This is a genomic window from Stenotrophomonas sp. 86156_Sma (assembly GCF_056481625.1).
Map to the genome: position 1 here is coordinate 2,692,684 of NZ_CM151157.1, position 15,590 is coordinate 2,708,273.

General features: G+C 66.0%; 9 protein-coding genes. 5 read left to right on the top strand and 4 right to left on the bottom strand.

Features of this window, described 5'->3' with window-relative positions; translation table 11 throughout:
• The first annotated feature begins 15 nt into the window (after positions 1-15).
• Positions 16-3,345, top strand: coding sequence for a hybrid sensor histidine kinase/response regulator (locus ACZK33_RS12535; RefSeq protein WP_423173981.1), 3,330 nt, complete (start codon positions 16-18; stop codon positions 3,343-3,345).
• A gap of 4 nt (positions 3,346-3,349) precedes the next feature.
• On the opposite strand, the gene ACZK33_RS12540 is transcribed toward ACZK33_RS12535, so the two are convergent.
• Complete coding sequence (locus tag ACZK33_RS12540; RefSeq protein ID WP_032127250.1) at positions 3,350-4,024, bottom strand: response regulator transcription factor; 675 nt, start codon at positions 4,022-4,024, stop codon at positions 3,350-3,352.
• A gap of 129 nt (positions 4,025-4,153) precedes the next feature.
• Here ACZK33_RS12540 and ACZK33_RS12545 point away from each other — a divergent pair, with 129 nt between their 5' ends.
• On the top strand, positions 4,154-5,800 hold the full coding sequence (locus tag ACZK33_RS12545; RefSeq protein WP_423173691.1) for a fatty acid--CoA ligase: 1,647 nt from the start codon (positions 4,154-4,156) through the stop codon (positions 5,798-5,800).
• A 144-nt stretch (positions 5,801-5,944) separates the two neighbouring features.
• Here ACZK33_RS12545 and ACZK33_RS12550 read toward each other — a convergent pair whose 3' ends face one another.
• The 3 genes from ACZK33_RS12550 to ACZK33_RS12560 form a co-directional block, all read right to left on the bottom strand.
• Positions 5,945-6,436 (bottom strand): hypothetical protein, encoded by a 492-nt coding sequence (locus ACZK33_RS12550; protein ID WP_423173982.1) that lies wholly within the window; start codon positions 6,434-6,436, stop codon positions 5,945-5,947.
• 178 nt (positions 6,437-6,614) lie between these two features.
• A complete protein-coding gene (locus tag ACZK33_RS12555; protein WP_032127248.1) occupies positions 6,615-7,358 on the bottom strand; it encodes a FadR/GntR family transcriptional regulator in 744 nt (247 codons plus the stop codon).
• Between the two features lie 102 nt (positions 7,359-7,460).
• Positions 7,461-10,352, bottom strand: coding sequence for a TonB-dependent receptor (locus tag ACZK33_RS12560; protein WP_478453399.1), 2,892 nt, complete (start codon positions 10,350-10,352; stop codon positions 7,461-7,463).
• 241 nt (positions 10,353-10,593) lie between these two features.
• Here ACZK33_RS12560 and ACZK33_RS12565 point away from each other — a divergent pair, with 241 nt between their 5' ends.
• The 3 genes from ACZK33_RS12565 to ACZK33_RS12575 are packed head-to-tail and all read left to right on the top strand — an operon-like array spanning position 10,594 to position 15,559.
• Positions 10,594-12,033: a polysaccharide lyase 6 family protein gene (locus ACZK33_RS12565; protein WP_423173984.1), complete on the top strand. Its 1,440-nt coding sequence runs from the start codon at positions 10,594-10,596 to the stop codon at positions 12,031-12,033.
• Positions 12,030-14,258, top strand: coding sequence for an oligoalginate lyase (locus tag ACZK33_RS12570; protein ID WP_423173985.1), 2,229 nt, complete (start codon positions 12,030-12,032; stop codon positions 14,256-14,258). Before ACZK33_RS12565 ends, ACZK33_RS12570 begins: the two co-directional genes overlap by 4 nt.
• The gene (locus ACZK33_RS12575) at positions 14,255-15,559 is read left to right on the top strand and encodes an MFS transporter (RefSeq protein ID WP_049461096.1); all 1,305 of its coding nucleotides are present in this window, start codon (positions 14,255-14,257) and stop codon (positions 15,557-15,559) included. Before ACZK33_RS12570 ends, ACZK33_RS12575 begins: the two co-directional genes overlap by 4 nt.
• Positions 15,560-15,590: the final 31 nt, after the last annotated feature.

The following is a 15,590-nucleotide window of genomic DNA, read 5'->3' on the forward strand; positions in this document are numbered from 1 at the left end:
CCCTACACTGGAGCGATGTTGACGCCCTCCATCGTCCTCTTCGCCTGCATTGCATGGACCGCACTGCTGTTTGGCGTGGCGCTGTGGGGTGAGCGCCGGGGGCACCGGCTTTCGAAGGCATGGCCGCTCATCTATGCGCTGTCGCTGGCCGTGCACTGCACCGCGTGGACCTACTACGGCGCGGCCTCGCAGGGGGTGCAATGGGGCTTCCCCATTCCACCCACCCTGGCCGGCATGGCGTTGATCTTTGCGTTCGGCCTGCCCTTCCTCCTCCGCCTGGGGCGGCTGGCCAAGCAGCACAACAGTGCCACCATCGCTGATCTGGTCGTCGCACGACTGCGTGCCGATCGCGGCCTCGGCTTCACCATCACCCTGGTGGCACTGTTCGGCATCATTCCCTACATCGCCCTGCAGCTGAAAGCCGTCAGTCAGGGCCTGGGCGCCTTGCTGGGCGATCGTTTCGCGCCTGCTGCCGCGCAGCTGGACATGTCGTTCTGGTTCGCCCTGACGATGGCCGCGTTCACCCTGCTGTTCGGTGCACGCAAGGCATCGGCCACCGAGCCCAACCGTGGCATCGTGGTCGCACTGGGGCTGGAGTCGGTATTGAAGCTGGTGGCGCTGCTCGCCATTGGCCTCTATGCGGCGCTGTCGGTGCGCCAGGCGGGCACGCCGCTGCTGGAAAAGATGGCGCAGCTGCCGCCACCGGCCATCATGCCGGACTATCTGACCATGGTCGCGCTGGGCGCGATCTCCGCGTTCACCCTGCCGCACCAGTTCCATGTCGGCGTGGTCGAGCTGCGTCAGACCTCGGACCTGAGGACGGCACGCTGGTTGTTCCCGGTCTACCTGCTGCTGATCGGGCTGCCGTCGGTGCCGATGGCGCTGGCCGGTGCCGCGCAGCTGCCCGCATCGGTGTCGCCTGACCTGTACGTGCTGGCGCTGCCGCAGGCCGGTGGCCACCACCTGCTGGCCTTGCTGGCCTATCTGGGCAGCCTGAGCGCCGCCACCGGCATGATGATTCTTTCGGGGCTGACCCTGTCGATCATGCTCGGCAACCATGGCTTCGGCTCACGGTTGCTGGACGGCATAGCCGGCGGTGCCACGGCGGCCGACCTGCGTCCACGCGTGCTGGCCTTCCGCCGTGCCGGCATCCTCGCCGTGTTCCTGATGTCGTGGCTGTACAGCCGGGCGATGAGCGACACCGAGGCACTCAGCGATTTCGGCCTGATGTCCTTCACCGCCCTCTCGCAGCTGGCGCCGGCGGTCCTGCTGGCGGTGTATCGCCCGCGCACGCCCTCTCCGGCCATCATCGCCGGCATCGTGCTGGGGTCGTTGGCCTGGTTGTGGCTGGTGCTGCTGCCGATGGTGATCCCTGCCACGCCCCCCGCCTCGGGGCCCGATGACCTGCACTGGCTGTCCGTGGTCTCGCTGCGCCTGCAATCGGGCCATATCGCCATCAGCATGGGCGCCAGTCTGGCGGTCAACCTGCTGACGGTTGCGCTGGTGTCGCGCGCGGTGCGTCCCTCGTTGCCGCGACGACGGGATGCGGTGGCGGCAGCCTCGCTGCGCAGGACGGCCGGACGCTTCCTCGGCCAGGAGCGGGCCCGGCAACTGATGGATGGGCATGCCGGGCAGCTGCTGGACGACGACCGGGTCATCACCATCGAACGCGAACTGAGCGCCGTGGTCGGCGCGGGCATGGCGCGCCTGCTGGTGGAGGCCGCTCGCGATGGCGGTGCCGCGCCCTTGGATGCGGTAACCCGTGCTGTAGGCGAAGCCACCCAGGCGCTGCGCTTCAACCAGCGCCTGCTGGAAGCGGCGCTGGAAAACATGAGCCAGGGCATCAGCGTGGTCGACGCGCAGCTGCAGCTGGTGGCCTGGAACAGCCGCTACGCCGCGTTGTTCAAGTTTCCGCCCGAGTTGCTGCAGGTCGGGCAGCCGGTGGTCAATCTGACAGCGTGGGCGCTGGCCGAACTGAAGATCGGCGACGGCCCTGGTGACTCTCGCGACAAGGCCCTGCAGCGTCGCGCCGCACACATGCGGCGTGGCACGCCGCATCTGTCCGAACGGATCTTCCCCGACAACACCATCGTCGAGATCCGTGGCAATCCAATGCCCGGCGGTGGCTACGTGGCCACCTTCACCGACGTCACCGCCTTCCGCCGCGCCGAGGAAGCGCTCAAGCGCAGCAATGAAACCCTGGAGCGCCGCGTACAGGACCGCACCGCACGGCTGGAACAGGCAGTGCACGAAGCCGAGCGCGCGAACGTTGCCAAGACACGCTTCCTGACGGCGGTCGGCCACGACCTGATCCAGCCACTGCATGCGGCTCAGCTGCTGACCGATGCGATGTCGCAGCACATCGAATCGGAGTTCCTCGACAGTTTCCTGCGCCAGATCCGTGGTGCGCTGGACTCCACCGACGACCTGCTGTCCGGGCTGCTGGATATCTCCCGTCTTGAGGCGGGTGGACTGGTCGCCGATCCGCGCCCCTTCGCGCTGTCGACCGTCCTGGATCCGCTCGCGCAGGAGTTCGCGGTACTGGCGGCGGCGCGCGGCCTGCAGTTCCGCCATGTACGGAGCCAGGCCTGGGTCCATAGCGACCCCCTGCTGCTGCGCCGGGTGCTGCAGAACTTCCTGGCCAATGCCATTCGTTACACCCGCCATGGCGGTGTGTTGCTCGGTGTGCGCCGCCAGGGACAGGCACTGCTGATCGGTGTGCATGACACCGGCCCCGGCATTGCTCCGGAGCAGCAGGCGGTGGTGTTCGAGGAATTCCACCGGGTCGATCGCAGCAACGGCCAGGGACTGGGCCTGGGCTTGACCATCGCACACCGCATCGCCGACCTGCTGCACGCACCCCTGCACCTGCGCAGCGTGCCCGAGCACGGCTCGGCCTTCTCGATCAGCGTGCAACGCGCAGCACCCCCTGCGACCCCGCGCAGCTCGCCGCCGGCAGCCGGCAGCAGCGCGCTCAAGGGAGTCCGCGTGCTGGTGGTCGACAACGACCCGGACGCATTGGAGGCGATGCGGCAGCTGCTGCTTTCCTGGGGTTGCGATGTCATCGCGGCAAGCCAAGCCGATGACATCGGACCGTCAGCGCACGAGGCGGCGCTGTGGCTGTTCGACTATCACCTGGATGATGGCGATACCGGTGTTGCGCTATGGAAGCGGCTGGTAGGCATGCATGGGCCGCGGCCGACGGTGATCCTCAGTGCGGATGCCGGCAGCGATACGCGCGAGGCGGTGCGCGGCGCTGGGCTGTCCCTGCTCAACAAGCCGTTCAAACCGTTGGCGCTGCGCTGGGCGATCAACCACCTGCTGGCGGCCAGTACCACGCCCTGACCGGTCAGGGCTCAGGCAGTTCTTCGATCTGCCGGGACGGATCGGCCAATCCCATTTCGTGCAACACGCGGATGGCCTGCGCGCGGTTGCGCACGCCCAGCCGCTCCATGATGCGTGTCATGTGCGCCTTGACCGTGCGCAGCTGTACGCCCAGCCGGTCGGCAATCTGCTTGTTGAGCAGGCCCTCGGCCACCAGGCCCAGCACCTTGTACTGATGTGCCGACAGGCTGGCCAGGCGTGCGGCCAGGTCGGCATCCCTGCTGAACGTCGCCACCCGTGCCACCGGTTCGCGCAGCAGCGCCGGGATCCAGCGCTCGCCCTCCAGCACGGACTGCAGCGCGGACTGCAGCTCGTTCAAACCCGAGCTCTTGGGCAGATAGCCCGCGGCGCCAAGGTCGATGGCACGCCGGATGACCTGCGGCTCCTCGTTGGCGGAGACGATGATGATCGCCAGGCCCGGCTGCAACGCACGGATCGTGGCCAGCCCGGCCAGTCCGTGGTTGCCCGGCATGTGCAGGTCCAGCAGCATCAGATCGATCGACTGGTTCTCGATCACCTCCAGCACGCTGTCCAGCGAATCAGCTTCGCTGATCTGCAGATCGGCGACCGCCTCTTCCGCCGCGCGATGCAGTGCCGCGCGGAACAAAGGGTGATCGTCGGCGATGAGCAGGGTGGGCATGTCCTGGCGAGATTATCAAATCGGGTGCGCGCGGGAACAGGTACCTAGGTACGCTGGTGCAGCAGGAAGGGCTTGCTAGTGTGGTGCGGAGAAGGCCGGCGACCGCAACGCCGCCCACGAGGAAATGCCATGTCATCTGCCCCCACTCCCGATGCCAATGCCTATCCACTGCTGATCAAGCAGCTGCTGCTGATGCCGCTGGCGGTGAGCCCTGAACAGGAGATCGTCTACGGCGACCAGGTCCGATTCGACTACCGCACCCTGCAGGCGCGCATCGGCCAGCTGGCCGGCCTGTTGACCTCGCTGGGAGTCGGCCACGGCGACACGGTGGCGGTGATGGACTGGGACAGCAACCGCTACCTGGAGGCCTACTTCGCCGTGCCGATGATCGGTGCGGTGCTGATGATGGTGAACGTGCGCCTGGCCCCAGAGCAGATCGCCTACACGCTGAACCACAGCGGGGCGCGGGTGATCCTGGCCAACCGCGAGTTCCTGCCGCTGCTGGACGCCATCGACGAGCAGCTGCCGGACCTGCGCACGCGCATCCTGCTGGACGATGCAGGCGGTCCGCTGCCGCCAGGCTTCACCACCGAGTACGAAGCGGGGTTGCGCGATGCCACGCCGATCGTCCGCTTCCCGGACTTCGACGAGAACGCCCGTGCCACGGTGTTCTACACCACTGGAACCACCGGGTTGCCCAAGGGCGTGTATTTCAGCCACCGGCAGCTGGTGTTGCATTCGCTGGCGGCGATGGCCGCGCTTGGCGGTGCACCCCGTCAAGGCCGCCTGCATCGTGACGATGTCTACATGCCCATCACCCCGATGTTCCATGTGCACGCGTGGGGCCTGCCCTACGTGGCTACGGCGATGGGCATCAGGCAGGTCTATCCGGGGCGCTACCTGCCTGCGACGCTGCTGGCATTGATCGCCCGTGAGAAGGTGACCTTCTCGCACTGCGTGCCAACCATCCTGCACATGCTGCTGGAGCATCCGGACGCGGCGCAGACCGACCTGGAGGGCTGGAAGGTGATCATCGGCGGTGCCGCCCTGCCGCGTGCGCTGGCGCAGCGTGCACTGACGCGGGGCATCGACATCTTCGGCGGCTATGGCATGTCCGAGACCTGCCCTCTGCTCACCATCGCCCAGATCGACGTGGACAGCGTGACCGATGCCGATGAGGTGCTGTCGCTGCGCACCAAGGCCGGCATACCGGTACCGCTGGTGGACCTGCGCATCGTCGATCCGGACATGAAGGATGTCGCCCACGACGGCATCGCCACCGGAGAGGTCGTGGTGCGCGCACCCTGGCTCACCCAGGGCTACCTGCACGATCCGGATGCATCTGCAGCACTGTGGGCAGGAGGCTATCTGCATACCGGGGACATCGGCAACATCGATGAATACGGCTACCTGAGGGTGACCGACCGGATCAAGGATGTGATCAAGACCGGCGGTGAGTGGATCTCCTCGCTCGCCCTGGAGGACATCATCGCCCTGCATCCGGCGGTCAGCGAAGTCGCGGTGATCGGCATCGCCGACACGAAATGGGGCGAGCGGCCGTTGCCGCTGGTGGTCAGGCAGCCTGGCAGAGAGGTGACCGAAGCGGAGATCATCGAACTGGTCGCCGCGCGAAGCCGCTCAGGGGACATCTCACGGTATGCGATTCCGGAACGGGTCAGTTTCGTGGAATCGATCGAGCGGACCAGCGTGGGCAAGATCAACAAGAAGAAGCTGCGTGGGTTGCATGACCCAGCGACTGGCTCGGGCCGTGGGTGATCTCCGCCCGATCGCCGAGGTCAATGCTCGAAGGACACGATGCAGGGCACGCCAAGGTATGGAGCGGCGCCCCGGGACGATGATCTCCCGGGGCACCACTGCTCTGCAGCAGACCTGGTTCAGTTCCGCCAGGACCGGTCACCCTCAGTCGATGCAAGGTCCCTTCGCAGCGATCTCCGTGCCGGATCCCTTCGCACCGATGCTGGCCGGGCCCTGGCATGCATCAAAGCTGTACTTGATCAGCTTCCACGCCCCACTCGACCACCGGTATGTCCACGACTCGGACGCACCGCTCGGCAAGGTATTGGAGATCGAGATGACCTCGCCCTCCACACCGCGTGCAGGCAATGGAACAGGCGGGCCCGCCGCACCGGCCGGCTTCAGGCTGCCAGCAGACTGATAGCTGTGCGAGATGGCCAGTTCGCCCGTCTGCAACGCCGGCGCGTAGGCGGGCGAATTCCGTTTGATCCAATCGACGATGTAGCCGGCTTCCAGCGAATCCGGCGCGTACGTGGCCTTCGTAACTACAGTGGCGGTCGCGGTGCCCGCGATCGGTCCTGCATTGACGCTTCCACCGGGGACTCCACTCAGTGCCAGCACCAATGGCAGCGCCGCGCCCAACAGCGAGAACTTCATACCCTGCTCCTTGTGTGTATGCAGCTTTCTCAACGGGCCGTCTATGACCCGCGGGCAGTGTAGGCATTGCGGACAGGCTGGGCATCGGCGCAGTCATGCCCATTTCTCATATCCATCAGGCTTCGAGCGCGAGCTGCCCTGCTGAAGGTCGCAGCGCCGATTGTGTTGAACGCGGCGCTCAGATCCGCGTCGTTGCCATGAACCGTTCGCGGTCCTGCTGCGTACGGCGGCGGATCTCCTCCAGCGCCTGGCTTTCGGTGGCCTGCAGCATCGCTTCGAACAGGCGCTGGAAGTGATGGCGCATCGCATTGCGCGCGGCCACCGGATCACGCGCGCGCAGGGCTTCGAAGATCGCCATGTGCTCGTCCGCACGGCTGGCGCCATCATCATGGCAGACCCGGGCATAGACCTCGGTCACCCGCGGCAGTTCGCTGCGCATGCGCCAGATCTGCTGCACGAAGAATTCCACCACCGGGTTGCCGGAAAGCCGCGCGATGGCCAGGTGGAAACGGCGGTCGTACTCGCCGGCTTCCGCGTCACTCAGGTCGCGACGGCACAGCGCTTCGGCCAACGCCTGCAGCTCGGCAATGCCGGCATCATCCAGATTGCTGGCAGCCAGAGCGGCGGCCTCGGCCTCGAATACCGCGCGGGCGGCGGTGAGGTCGAAGGCGCTGACATCCGGCAGCCCGCCGGACGCCTGCGTCGGGCGCGGTTTCACATGCACGCCCGAGCCGATGCGGATGGCGATCCAGCCCTGCGCTTCCAGTGCGATCTCGGCTTCGCGGATGGTGACCCGGCTGACACCGAACCGTTCGGCCAGCTCACGCTCGCCCGGCAGCCGCGAGCCCGGCGGAAATTCGCCGTCCTCGATCAGCTTGCGGAGCTTGGCAGCGATGGTCTGGTAAAGGCGGTTGGCGGACATGCGGCTGACCCTTGGCGATTCCTTCCGGGTCCCTGCCCTGCCACCGCGGCCGGCAAGGGTCCGGTTGGAGCGACGGCGCGACCACTGGCCGCGCCGCCCTGTTCAGAACTTGTATCGTACACCGAAATACGCACGCCGCCCGTAGGTCACCACTTCGCGGAAGTTCCCATAAAGCGGCTGGTAGGCCACGCGCGGCTCGTTGGTCAGGTTCATCAGCTCCAGCGACAGCGACAACTGCTTGTTCACCCGGTAGCGCAGGCGCAGGTCCACGCTGGTGTTGTCATCGTAGTAGCGGTTCTGCTGCGCGGTGTTGCCGGTGAAGTCCTGGTAGTAGTGCGAGCGGAACTTGCCGATGGCCTGGATGTTGAAGCGCCCGACGTCCCAGTAGATCGAGCCGGACAGCACGTGCCGCGAGAAACCACTCAGGCCAGCCGGTGGCACGATGGCCGGAATGATCGTGCCATCGCTGGCCAGCTGCTCGCCCAGTCGCGAGTCCTGGGTCTGATAGTCGGCATCGGCATAGTTGTAGCTCAGCTTGAAACCCAGCCCGTCGAACGGCTTGGGCAGGTACGACAGTCGATGGGTAGCGGTCAGCTCGAAGCCGGTCAGCGTGCTGTTCTCGTCGGTGGTTACCTGCTGCCGCACCGGCACGGTCACGCTCTGGCCGTCGATGGTGTAGGTCTCAGGCACCAACGCAGTGGCGGTGCCGCCGTTGAACTGCTTCCAGTACACCGCGCCGGCCAGCATCGTGTCCGGGTTCGGGTACCACTCCAGGGAAAGGTCGCCGTTCCAGGACATCAGCGGCTGCGCGGCGGGGTTGCCGCTGGCGCTGATGTCATCCAGCGCGTCGGCCAGGTTGCCGTAGGTGCCATCACTGCTCACGTTGATGGTGCGCCCGGCACCCAGCGCGGCAATGTCCGGCCGTGACATCGCGCGATATGCACCGACCCGCAGCAACACGTCCGGGCGCAGCTCGAAGGCCGCGTTGAGGCTGGGCAGCAGCTTGTCGTTGCCCGCCTTGAACACCTGCGTGCTGTACTCGCCGGTGGGTTGCAGGCGGATCGTCCCGTCACCGTTGTCCTCGATGCGCAGCCCGGTTCGCACGCCTTCAGAACGAACATCGGTCTTGACCCAGCGCAGTCCGAGGTTGCCGGTCACCGGCAAGCCGAACAGGGTGCTGCTGAACTCACCCATCAGATAGAGCGCGCGTGTCTTCTCGGTGATATCGACATTGTTCGGATCCTGGAAACCCGGATCCAGCCCGCTGTCGAGGCTGCCGCGGAACGACTGGTACAGGCAGTTCGGATCGAAGTACGCCCACGAGGAGATCGTGTTGCCGCTGGCGGCATCCATGAAGTCATCCTGCGGGAAGGGTGCACGGCAGGCCTGGTTGGCGGCGATGATCTTCGCTTTGTCGGCCGCCACGCGCTGGTCGTAGTCGGTTACCAGGGTGTTGTCGCGCAGGCGGTAGTCGGCCTGGCTGGCGCGCACGCCGCCCTTGATGCGGGTGAAGAAACCGGACTCCGGCATGAAGCTGGCATCGAAGCGGCCGGCCTTGATCCTGTGGTCATTCTCGGTGGCGCTGGAGGTCACCCGCGCCGCCCCCGTATAGGCGTCCCAGTTGTTCGGGTCGAAGTTCGGCGCCAGGGCAACACTGGGCACTTCGCCGTGCCAGTCCCAGTCATAGTCCACGTAGCCGGTGGCACCACTGCTGATACCGGGCACGACGGCATTGTTGACATCGCGCTGGTTGGCGCGCAGACGGGTCATGCGCTCGCTGTCGAGGCGATTGGTGTGCGAGTAGGAAAGATCGGTAGACAGCTCCCAGGCCGGGGTCGGGCGCAGGATCAGGTTCAGGCCACCCCCGGTGTATTCCTCGCCACGCCAGTAGCGGTTGGAGGTGGAATCAATCGAGGTGCTGCCGTGCAGGTGGCGCACGATACCGTCTTCGTCAACCTCGCGCTGGGTGATGCCGCGTCGTGCGTTGGACAGGCTCAGATCGCTGCGGTTCTCATACCAGTTGCGCTCGGTGTGCTCGAAATCGAGGTTCAGTTCAACCACATCATTTGGCCGCCACTGCAGTGCGGCGAACTCGCTCTGCCGGTCGTTGCGCTCCTGCTTGAGCCGGTAGATGCGGCTGCTCGGCACCAGGTAGTACGGCGCGCCGTTGGCGATGGCCTGCGCGGACACTTCGTTGCAGTTGGCATTGCCCACGTTCTGCGTGCCATCGCAGGCATACCAGGTGGAACCGCTGGTAATGCTCTCTTCCGGATCGGTGCCATCCAGGCGCTGGAAGCCCAGCGAAATGCCAAGCTTCTGCCCGTTGCCGAACTCGAACTGATCGATGTAGCTGGCGGTGCCGCGATAGCCGATGCCGTCCTTGTCACGGTACTTGCTGTCGTACTCCGCCCAGCTGCCGCGCAGGTCCAGCTGCGCTGCACGCTTGCCGTACTCCAGTGGGCGCACTGTTTCCAGGCCGATGGTGCCGGCCACGCCGCCTTCGACGATGTCGGCGCGCTGGGTCTTGTAGATGGCCACCGTGTTGATCAGCTCGGCCGGGAACATGTTGAAGTTCACCGAGCGGTCGCCGCTGCCGTTGGTGATCTCGCGGCCATTGAAGTTGGTGCTGCTGAGGAAGGCGCCCAGGCCCCGGATGGAGATCTCCGAGGCGCCGGTCTTGTCGCGGGTCGAGGCGGCGCCGGTCAAGGTCTCGATCGCATCAGCCAGCGACGGTGCCGGCAGGTCGCCGATGTCATCGGCCGAGAGCACGTCGGCGATGACCGTGTCGTCGCGCTTCTTGTTGATCGAACTCTGCATTGATTCGCGGATGCCGGTGACCCGCACCTGGTCCAGCGTGGCGGGATCCTGCCCTGACGCGTCCTTGCTGGACTGCGCCTGGGCCGCGGGCATGCCTGCCAGCACGGCAAGCAGCGCCACGATCAGGGGTGTGGGGGACAACGAGATGCTGTGCACTGCTCCGGCGGGTCGCCGCATGGTTTCCTCCTCCCAAAGGATCGCCTGCATGCCAGGCGTGGGACGCAGCTTCGGCACGGCGACATGAAAATGTCAACCAATTGGTATGCGAACGTTCAAATGCCTTTGATCCATACCAGTTGAACGCAATTTAATGTGCTCATGCAGCATGACTTTGCGCGAAAGCTGGCTTACAACGGACTCGAAAGTGGTATGCAGACCCACCCTGAAACGACGGCCCGCCCGTCTCTGGAAGGATTTCATGCGCATTCGTCCGCTTGCTCGACATCCGCTCCGCAAGCCATCACTGTTTTGCCTGACCACTGGTCTGGCCATGTGCCTGACCACTTCAGCGGCAAGTGCAGCCAGCTGGCTCGTCCACGATGTCGCTGAGTTCACTACCGCCGCCTCGGCGCTGCAGCCCGGCGATGAGATCGTGTTGGCTGACGGCACCTGGACCGACGCGCGGTTGCTGCTGAAAGGCCACGGCACGGCAGCCGCGCCGATCGTGTTGCGCGCGCAGACCGCCGGCAAGGTCGTCCTCAGCGGACGTTCGGACCTGCGCCTGGCGGGGAGCTACCTGCAGGTGTCCAACCTGGTGTTCCGCAACGGCTATACGCCGGGTGATGCGGTGGTGGCGTTCCGCGAATCCAGCAAGGCGGTGGCCCGCCACAGCCGGGTGACCGGCCTGGTGATCGATGACTACACCAACCCCGATGCCAGCGACCAGGACTACTGGGTATCGCTGTATGGCAGCAACAACCGGTTGGATCACAGCCAGCTGCGCGGCAAGACCAACGCCGGGCCCACGGTAGTGGTGGTGCGCGATGCCACCCAGGGCCTGGACAACCAGCACCGCATCGACCACAACTGGTTCGGACCGCGCCCGGCGCTGGGCGTCAACGGCGGCGAAACCCTCCGCGTCGGCACCAGCGACACTTCGTTGAGCGATTCCAACAGTACGGTGGAGAACAACTGGTTCGAAGGCTGCGACGGCGAGACCGAGATCATCAGCAACAAGTCCGGCGGCAATACCTACCGCGGCAACGTGTTCTACCGTTCGGCCGGCGCGCTCACGCTACGCCATGGCAACGGCAACCGGGTGATCGACAACGTGTTCCTGGGCGACGACAAGACCGGCACCGGCGGCGTGCGCATCATCAATGCCGACCAGACCGTCAGCAACAATTACTTCGAACGACTGGCCGGCTCCAGCAACCGTTCCGCGCTGGCGGTGATGGACGCGCAGGCCGATCCGCCGCTGTCCGGCTATGCGCCGGTGGTGAATGCCACGATCAGCCGCAATACCTTCGTGGACGTGGCGAAGATCAGTTTCGGCGTCGGCCATGATGAGGCCAAGGGCATCGTGGTCGCCGCCAGCAACAGCCGCTTCAGCGCCAACCTGATCGTCAACCGCACCAGCAGGAACCCGCCGAATGCCGCCAGTTCGCTGGCCGGCATCGACTTCAGTGGCAACGTGCAGTCACCGGCAGCCAACACCGTATTCCCGGGCGGCGTAGAGGGGCGTGGCGTCAGCCTGCTGCAGGCTGCCAGCGGATTGTGGGTGGCCGCGCCTGCCCTGCCCGCCGTGGGCGCCGATCCTGCCCTGGCGATGACCGCGCGCGAGGCGACCGGCGTCGACTGGTATCCCAAGGTGGGCGAAGTTGCCCTGTCACGCACCCGCAATGGAGTTGATCGATGAGGTTGCAGCCGCTGTTCGTCTCCCTGGCCCTGGCCACCCCCTTTGCCCTGCTGCCGGCCGCGCCGCTGTTCGCAGCCCCCGCTGCCGCAGCGAGGCAGGCCGACACCGCGCCGGTGCTGGTGACCGCAGCGCAGTGGCAGCGGATGGCCAGCGAAGGCGGCCGCTACCCGTGGTTCGCCAAGGAACAGGCGCGCACGGAAAAATCGCTGAAGAAGATGATGAAGGCCGGCATCGACGTGCCGGTACCGAAGGACAAGGGCGGCGGCCGCACCCATGAACAGCACAAGCGGAACTACCAGGCCCTGATGGCGGCCGGCACCCTGTACCGGCTGACCGGCGACAAGGTCTATGTCGACTACGCGCGCGACATACTGCTGCAGTACGCCAGGCTCTACCCCACCCTGGGCCCGCACCCCGAAGGCCGCGGACAGATTCCAGGCCGCGTGTTCTGGCAGGTGCTCAACGATTCGGTGTGGCTGGTCAACGCCATCCAGGGCTACGACGCGATCCGCGACGCGCTGTCCGCCGAGGACCGCGACACCATCGAATCGAAGGTGTTCCGGCCGATGGCTGAGTTCCTCGTCAGCGAGCCGAAGAACTACGACCAGATCCACAACCACGCCACCTGGGCGGTGGCCGCCACTGGCATGACCGGCTACGTGCTGCGCGACCCTGAGCTGGTGGAGAAATCGTTGCGCGGCAGCCAGAAGAACGATCAGTTCGGCTTCCTTCGCCAGATCGACCTGCTGTTCTCGCCCGATGGCTATTACGAGGAAGGTCCGTACTACCAGCGCTACGCACTGGCACCGTTCCTGCTGTTCGCCAACGCCATCGAACGCAACGAGCCGCAGCGCAGGATCTTCGCGCGCCGCGACGGCGTGCTGCTGAAGGCCGTGGATGTGCTGGTGCAGTCCAGCTATGACGGCCTGTTCTTCCCGATCAACGATGCCATCCTGGACAAGGGCATCGATACCGAGGAACTGGTGGCCGGTATCGGCATTGCCTATGCGCGCACCGCTGACGACCGCCTGTTGTCGGTGGCCCAGCAGCAGAAACGCCTGCTGTTGTCCCCCGAGGGACTACAGGTGGCGCAAGCACTGGCCGCCAACAAGGCCAAGCCCTTCGATTACCGTCCGATGCTGCTGCGCGATGGCCCGGACGGCGACCGCGGTGGCCTGGCGATCCTGCGCATGAACGGCGAACGCGGCCAGACGCTGGTGCAGAAGGACACGATGCAGGGCATGGGCCATGGCCACTTCGACAAACTCAACTGGCTGTTCTACGACAACGGCAATCCGGTGGTGACTGACTACGGCGCTGCCCGCTTCCTCAACGTGGAAGCCAAGCGGGGTGGCATCTACCTGGCCGAGAACCGCAGCTGGGCCAAACAGACCGTGGCCCACAACACCCTGGTGGTGGACGAACAGAGCCACTTCAAGGGCGACTGGAAGCGCGGCGAGGCGCATGCCCCGCAGGTGCGCTTCTTCCAGGCCGATGCCGATACCCAGGTTGCCTCGGCGACCATGCGCGATGCCTACCCCGGCGTGGTGTTCACCCGCACCCAGGCGCTGCTGCGCCACCCCGACCTGGGCCTGCCGGTGGTGCTGGACCTGCTGCAGGTGCACGGCGACAAGGCCGCGCGCTACGACCTGCCGCTGCACTTCAACGGCCACATCGTCACCACCGGCTTCGAGGCAGAACACTTCCCCACCCAGCGCCCGGTGCTGGGCAAGGACAACGGCTACCAGCACCTGTGGCTGGATGCACGCAGCACGCCCGGCAGCGAATCGCGTTCGCTGGCGTGGCTGCTGGATGGGCGCTTCTACACCTACCGCTTCGGCAGCAGTGCGCCGGCACAGGCGCTGCTGGTGGAAAGTGGTGCCAACGATCCCGAGTTCAACCTGCGCCGTGAACCGGCCCTGCTGCAGCGCGTGGAAGGCCAGAAGGACGTGACCTTCTTCAGTGTGCTGGAGCCGCATGGCGAGTACAACGGCACCGCCGAGTACGTGCACGGCGCGGACAGCCGCATCAAGGACATCGTGCGCAGCCGGGGCAGCGATGCAGAGGTGATCGAACTGCGCCTGGCCAGCGGTGCACGCATCGCCCTCGGCGTGGCCGACGACAGCAGCGCCAAGGGCGAGCACAGCGTGACCGTGGACGGCCATGCTTACCGCTGGAGCGGCAGCCATGCGCGCATGGACCGCAGCAAGGGTGACGGAAAATGAACGGCCCTGCCGTGGTGGCCAACCTGCGCAAGGTGCCGGTGCGTTCAGCAGTGCGCTGGTTGATCGTGGGCCTGATCGCCGTCGCTACGGTCATCAACTACATCGACCGCAATGCACTGGCGGTGATGTGGCCGGAAATCGCCAGGGAAGTAGGCGCGACCAAGGACGACTATGCCCTGCTGGTAACGGTGTTCATGCTGTTCTACGCCGCCGGCCAGTTCCTGTTCGGGCGCCTGTTCGACATGATCGGCACGCGCCTGGGGTTCGCCCTGTCGATCAGCGTGTGGTCGATCTCGATCGCGCTGCACTCGATCACCCATTCGATGCTTTCCTTCAGCCTGGTAAGGGCGATGCTCGGCATCAGCGAAGCGGGTGCGTGGCCCGGCGCGGTCAAGGCCAATGCCGAGTGGTTCCCTGCGCGCGAACGCGCGTTGGCGCAGGGCGTGTTCAACGCGGGTGCGTCGATCGGCGCGATCGTCTCCGCACCCGCCATCGCAGGCCTGTACCTGTGGCTGGGCTGGCGCGGCACCTTCGTGCTGGTCGGTGCGATCGGCTTCCTGTGGCTGCTGCCGTGGCTGTTTGTCTACCGCGCCGGGCCGGACAAGCATCCGTGGGTGAGCGATGCCGAGCGCCGGCTGATCCAGCAAGACCAGGCCGGGCAGCAGACAGAGGCGGCGCCCAAAGCCAGCGTGCGCGAGCTGCTGGCCCATCGCCAGAGCTGGGGCATGCTCGCCTGCCGCTTCCTGCTGGATCCCATCTGGTGGCTGTTCGTGTCCTGGCTGCCGATCTATCTCGCTGAAACTTTCGGCTTCGACATCAAGCAGATCGGCCTGTTCGCCTGGGTACCCTTCGTCGGCGCGATGCTGGGCAGCCTCAGTGGCGGCTGGCTGTCGGGTCGCATGATCCGCGCCGGACACAGCGTGGACCGCGCCCGTAAGCTGGCCATCACCCTGGGGTGCGTGATCATGGCGCCTGCCCTGCTGGGTGCTGTGCTGGCCAACCAGCCGCTGCTGGCGGTGCTGGCGATCGCTGCGGTGCTGTTCGGCTTCCAGGTAGCCATCGGCAACATCCAGACCCTGCCCGGCGACCTGTTCGACGGCCGTTCGGTGGGCACGCTGGCAGGCCTGGGTGGCCTGGCGGCGGTCGCCGGCACCTTGATCACCACCTGGCTGGTGCCGGTGCTGACCCGCCACTCCTACGCCCCGATCTTCATCCTCGTTGCCGCGCTGGTGCCGCTGTCGCTGGCTGCGCTGTGGTGGTGGACCGGACCTATCCAGAAGCTCGACCGTCGCGGCGGCTGAGCCTGGGTCTCCTTTTCCAAGTACATCCATT

What these genes read in the sequence shown, in the direction of transcription:
- ACZK33_RS12570 (WP_423173985.1), top strand. Translation starts at nt 12,030, where the DNA reads ATGAGGTTGCAGCCGCTGTTCGTCTCCCTGGCCCTGGCCACCCCCTTT.
- ACZK33_RS12545 (WP_423173691.1), top strand. Translation starts at nt 4,154, where the DNA reads ATGTCATCTGCCCCCACTCCCGATGCCAATGCCTATCCACTGCTGATC.
- ACZK33_RS12555 (WP_032127248.1), bottom strand. Translation starts at nt 7,358, where the DNA reads ATGTCCGCCAACCGCCTTTACCAGACCATCGCTGCCAAGCTCCGCAAG.
- ACZK33_RS12575 (WP_049461096.1), top strand. Translation starts at nt 14,255, where the DNA reads ATGAACGGCCCTGCCGTGGTGGCCAACCTGCGCAAGGTGCCGGTGCGT.
- ACZK33_RS12550 (WP_423173982.1), bottom strand. Translation starts at nt 6,436, where the DNA reads ATGAAGTTCTCGCTGTTGGGCGCGGCGCTGCCATTGGTGCTGGCACTG.
- ACZK33_RS12560 (WP_478453399.1), bottom strand. Translation starts at nt 10,352, where the DNA reads ATGCGGCGACCCGCCGGAGCAGTGCACAGCATCTCGTTGTCCCCCACA.
- ACZK33_RS12565 (WP_423173984.1), top strand. Translation starts at nt 10,594, where the DNA reads ATGCGCATTCGTCCGCTTGCTCGACATCCGCTCCGCAAGCCATCACTG.
- ACZK33_RS12540 (WP_032127250.1), bottom strand. Translation starts at nt 4,024, where the DNA reads ATGCCCACCCTGCTCATCGCCGACGATCACCCTTTGTTCCGCGCGGCA.
- ACZK33_RS12535 (WP_423173981.1), top strand. Translation starts at nt 16, where the DNA reads ATGTTGACGCCCTCCATCGTCCTCTTCGCCTGCATTGCATGGACCGCA.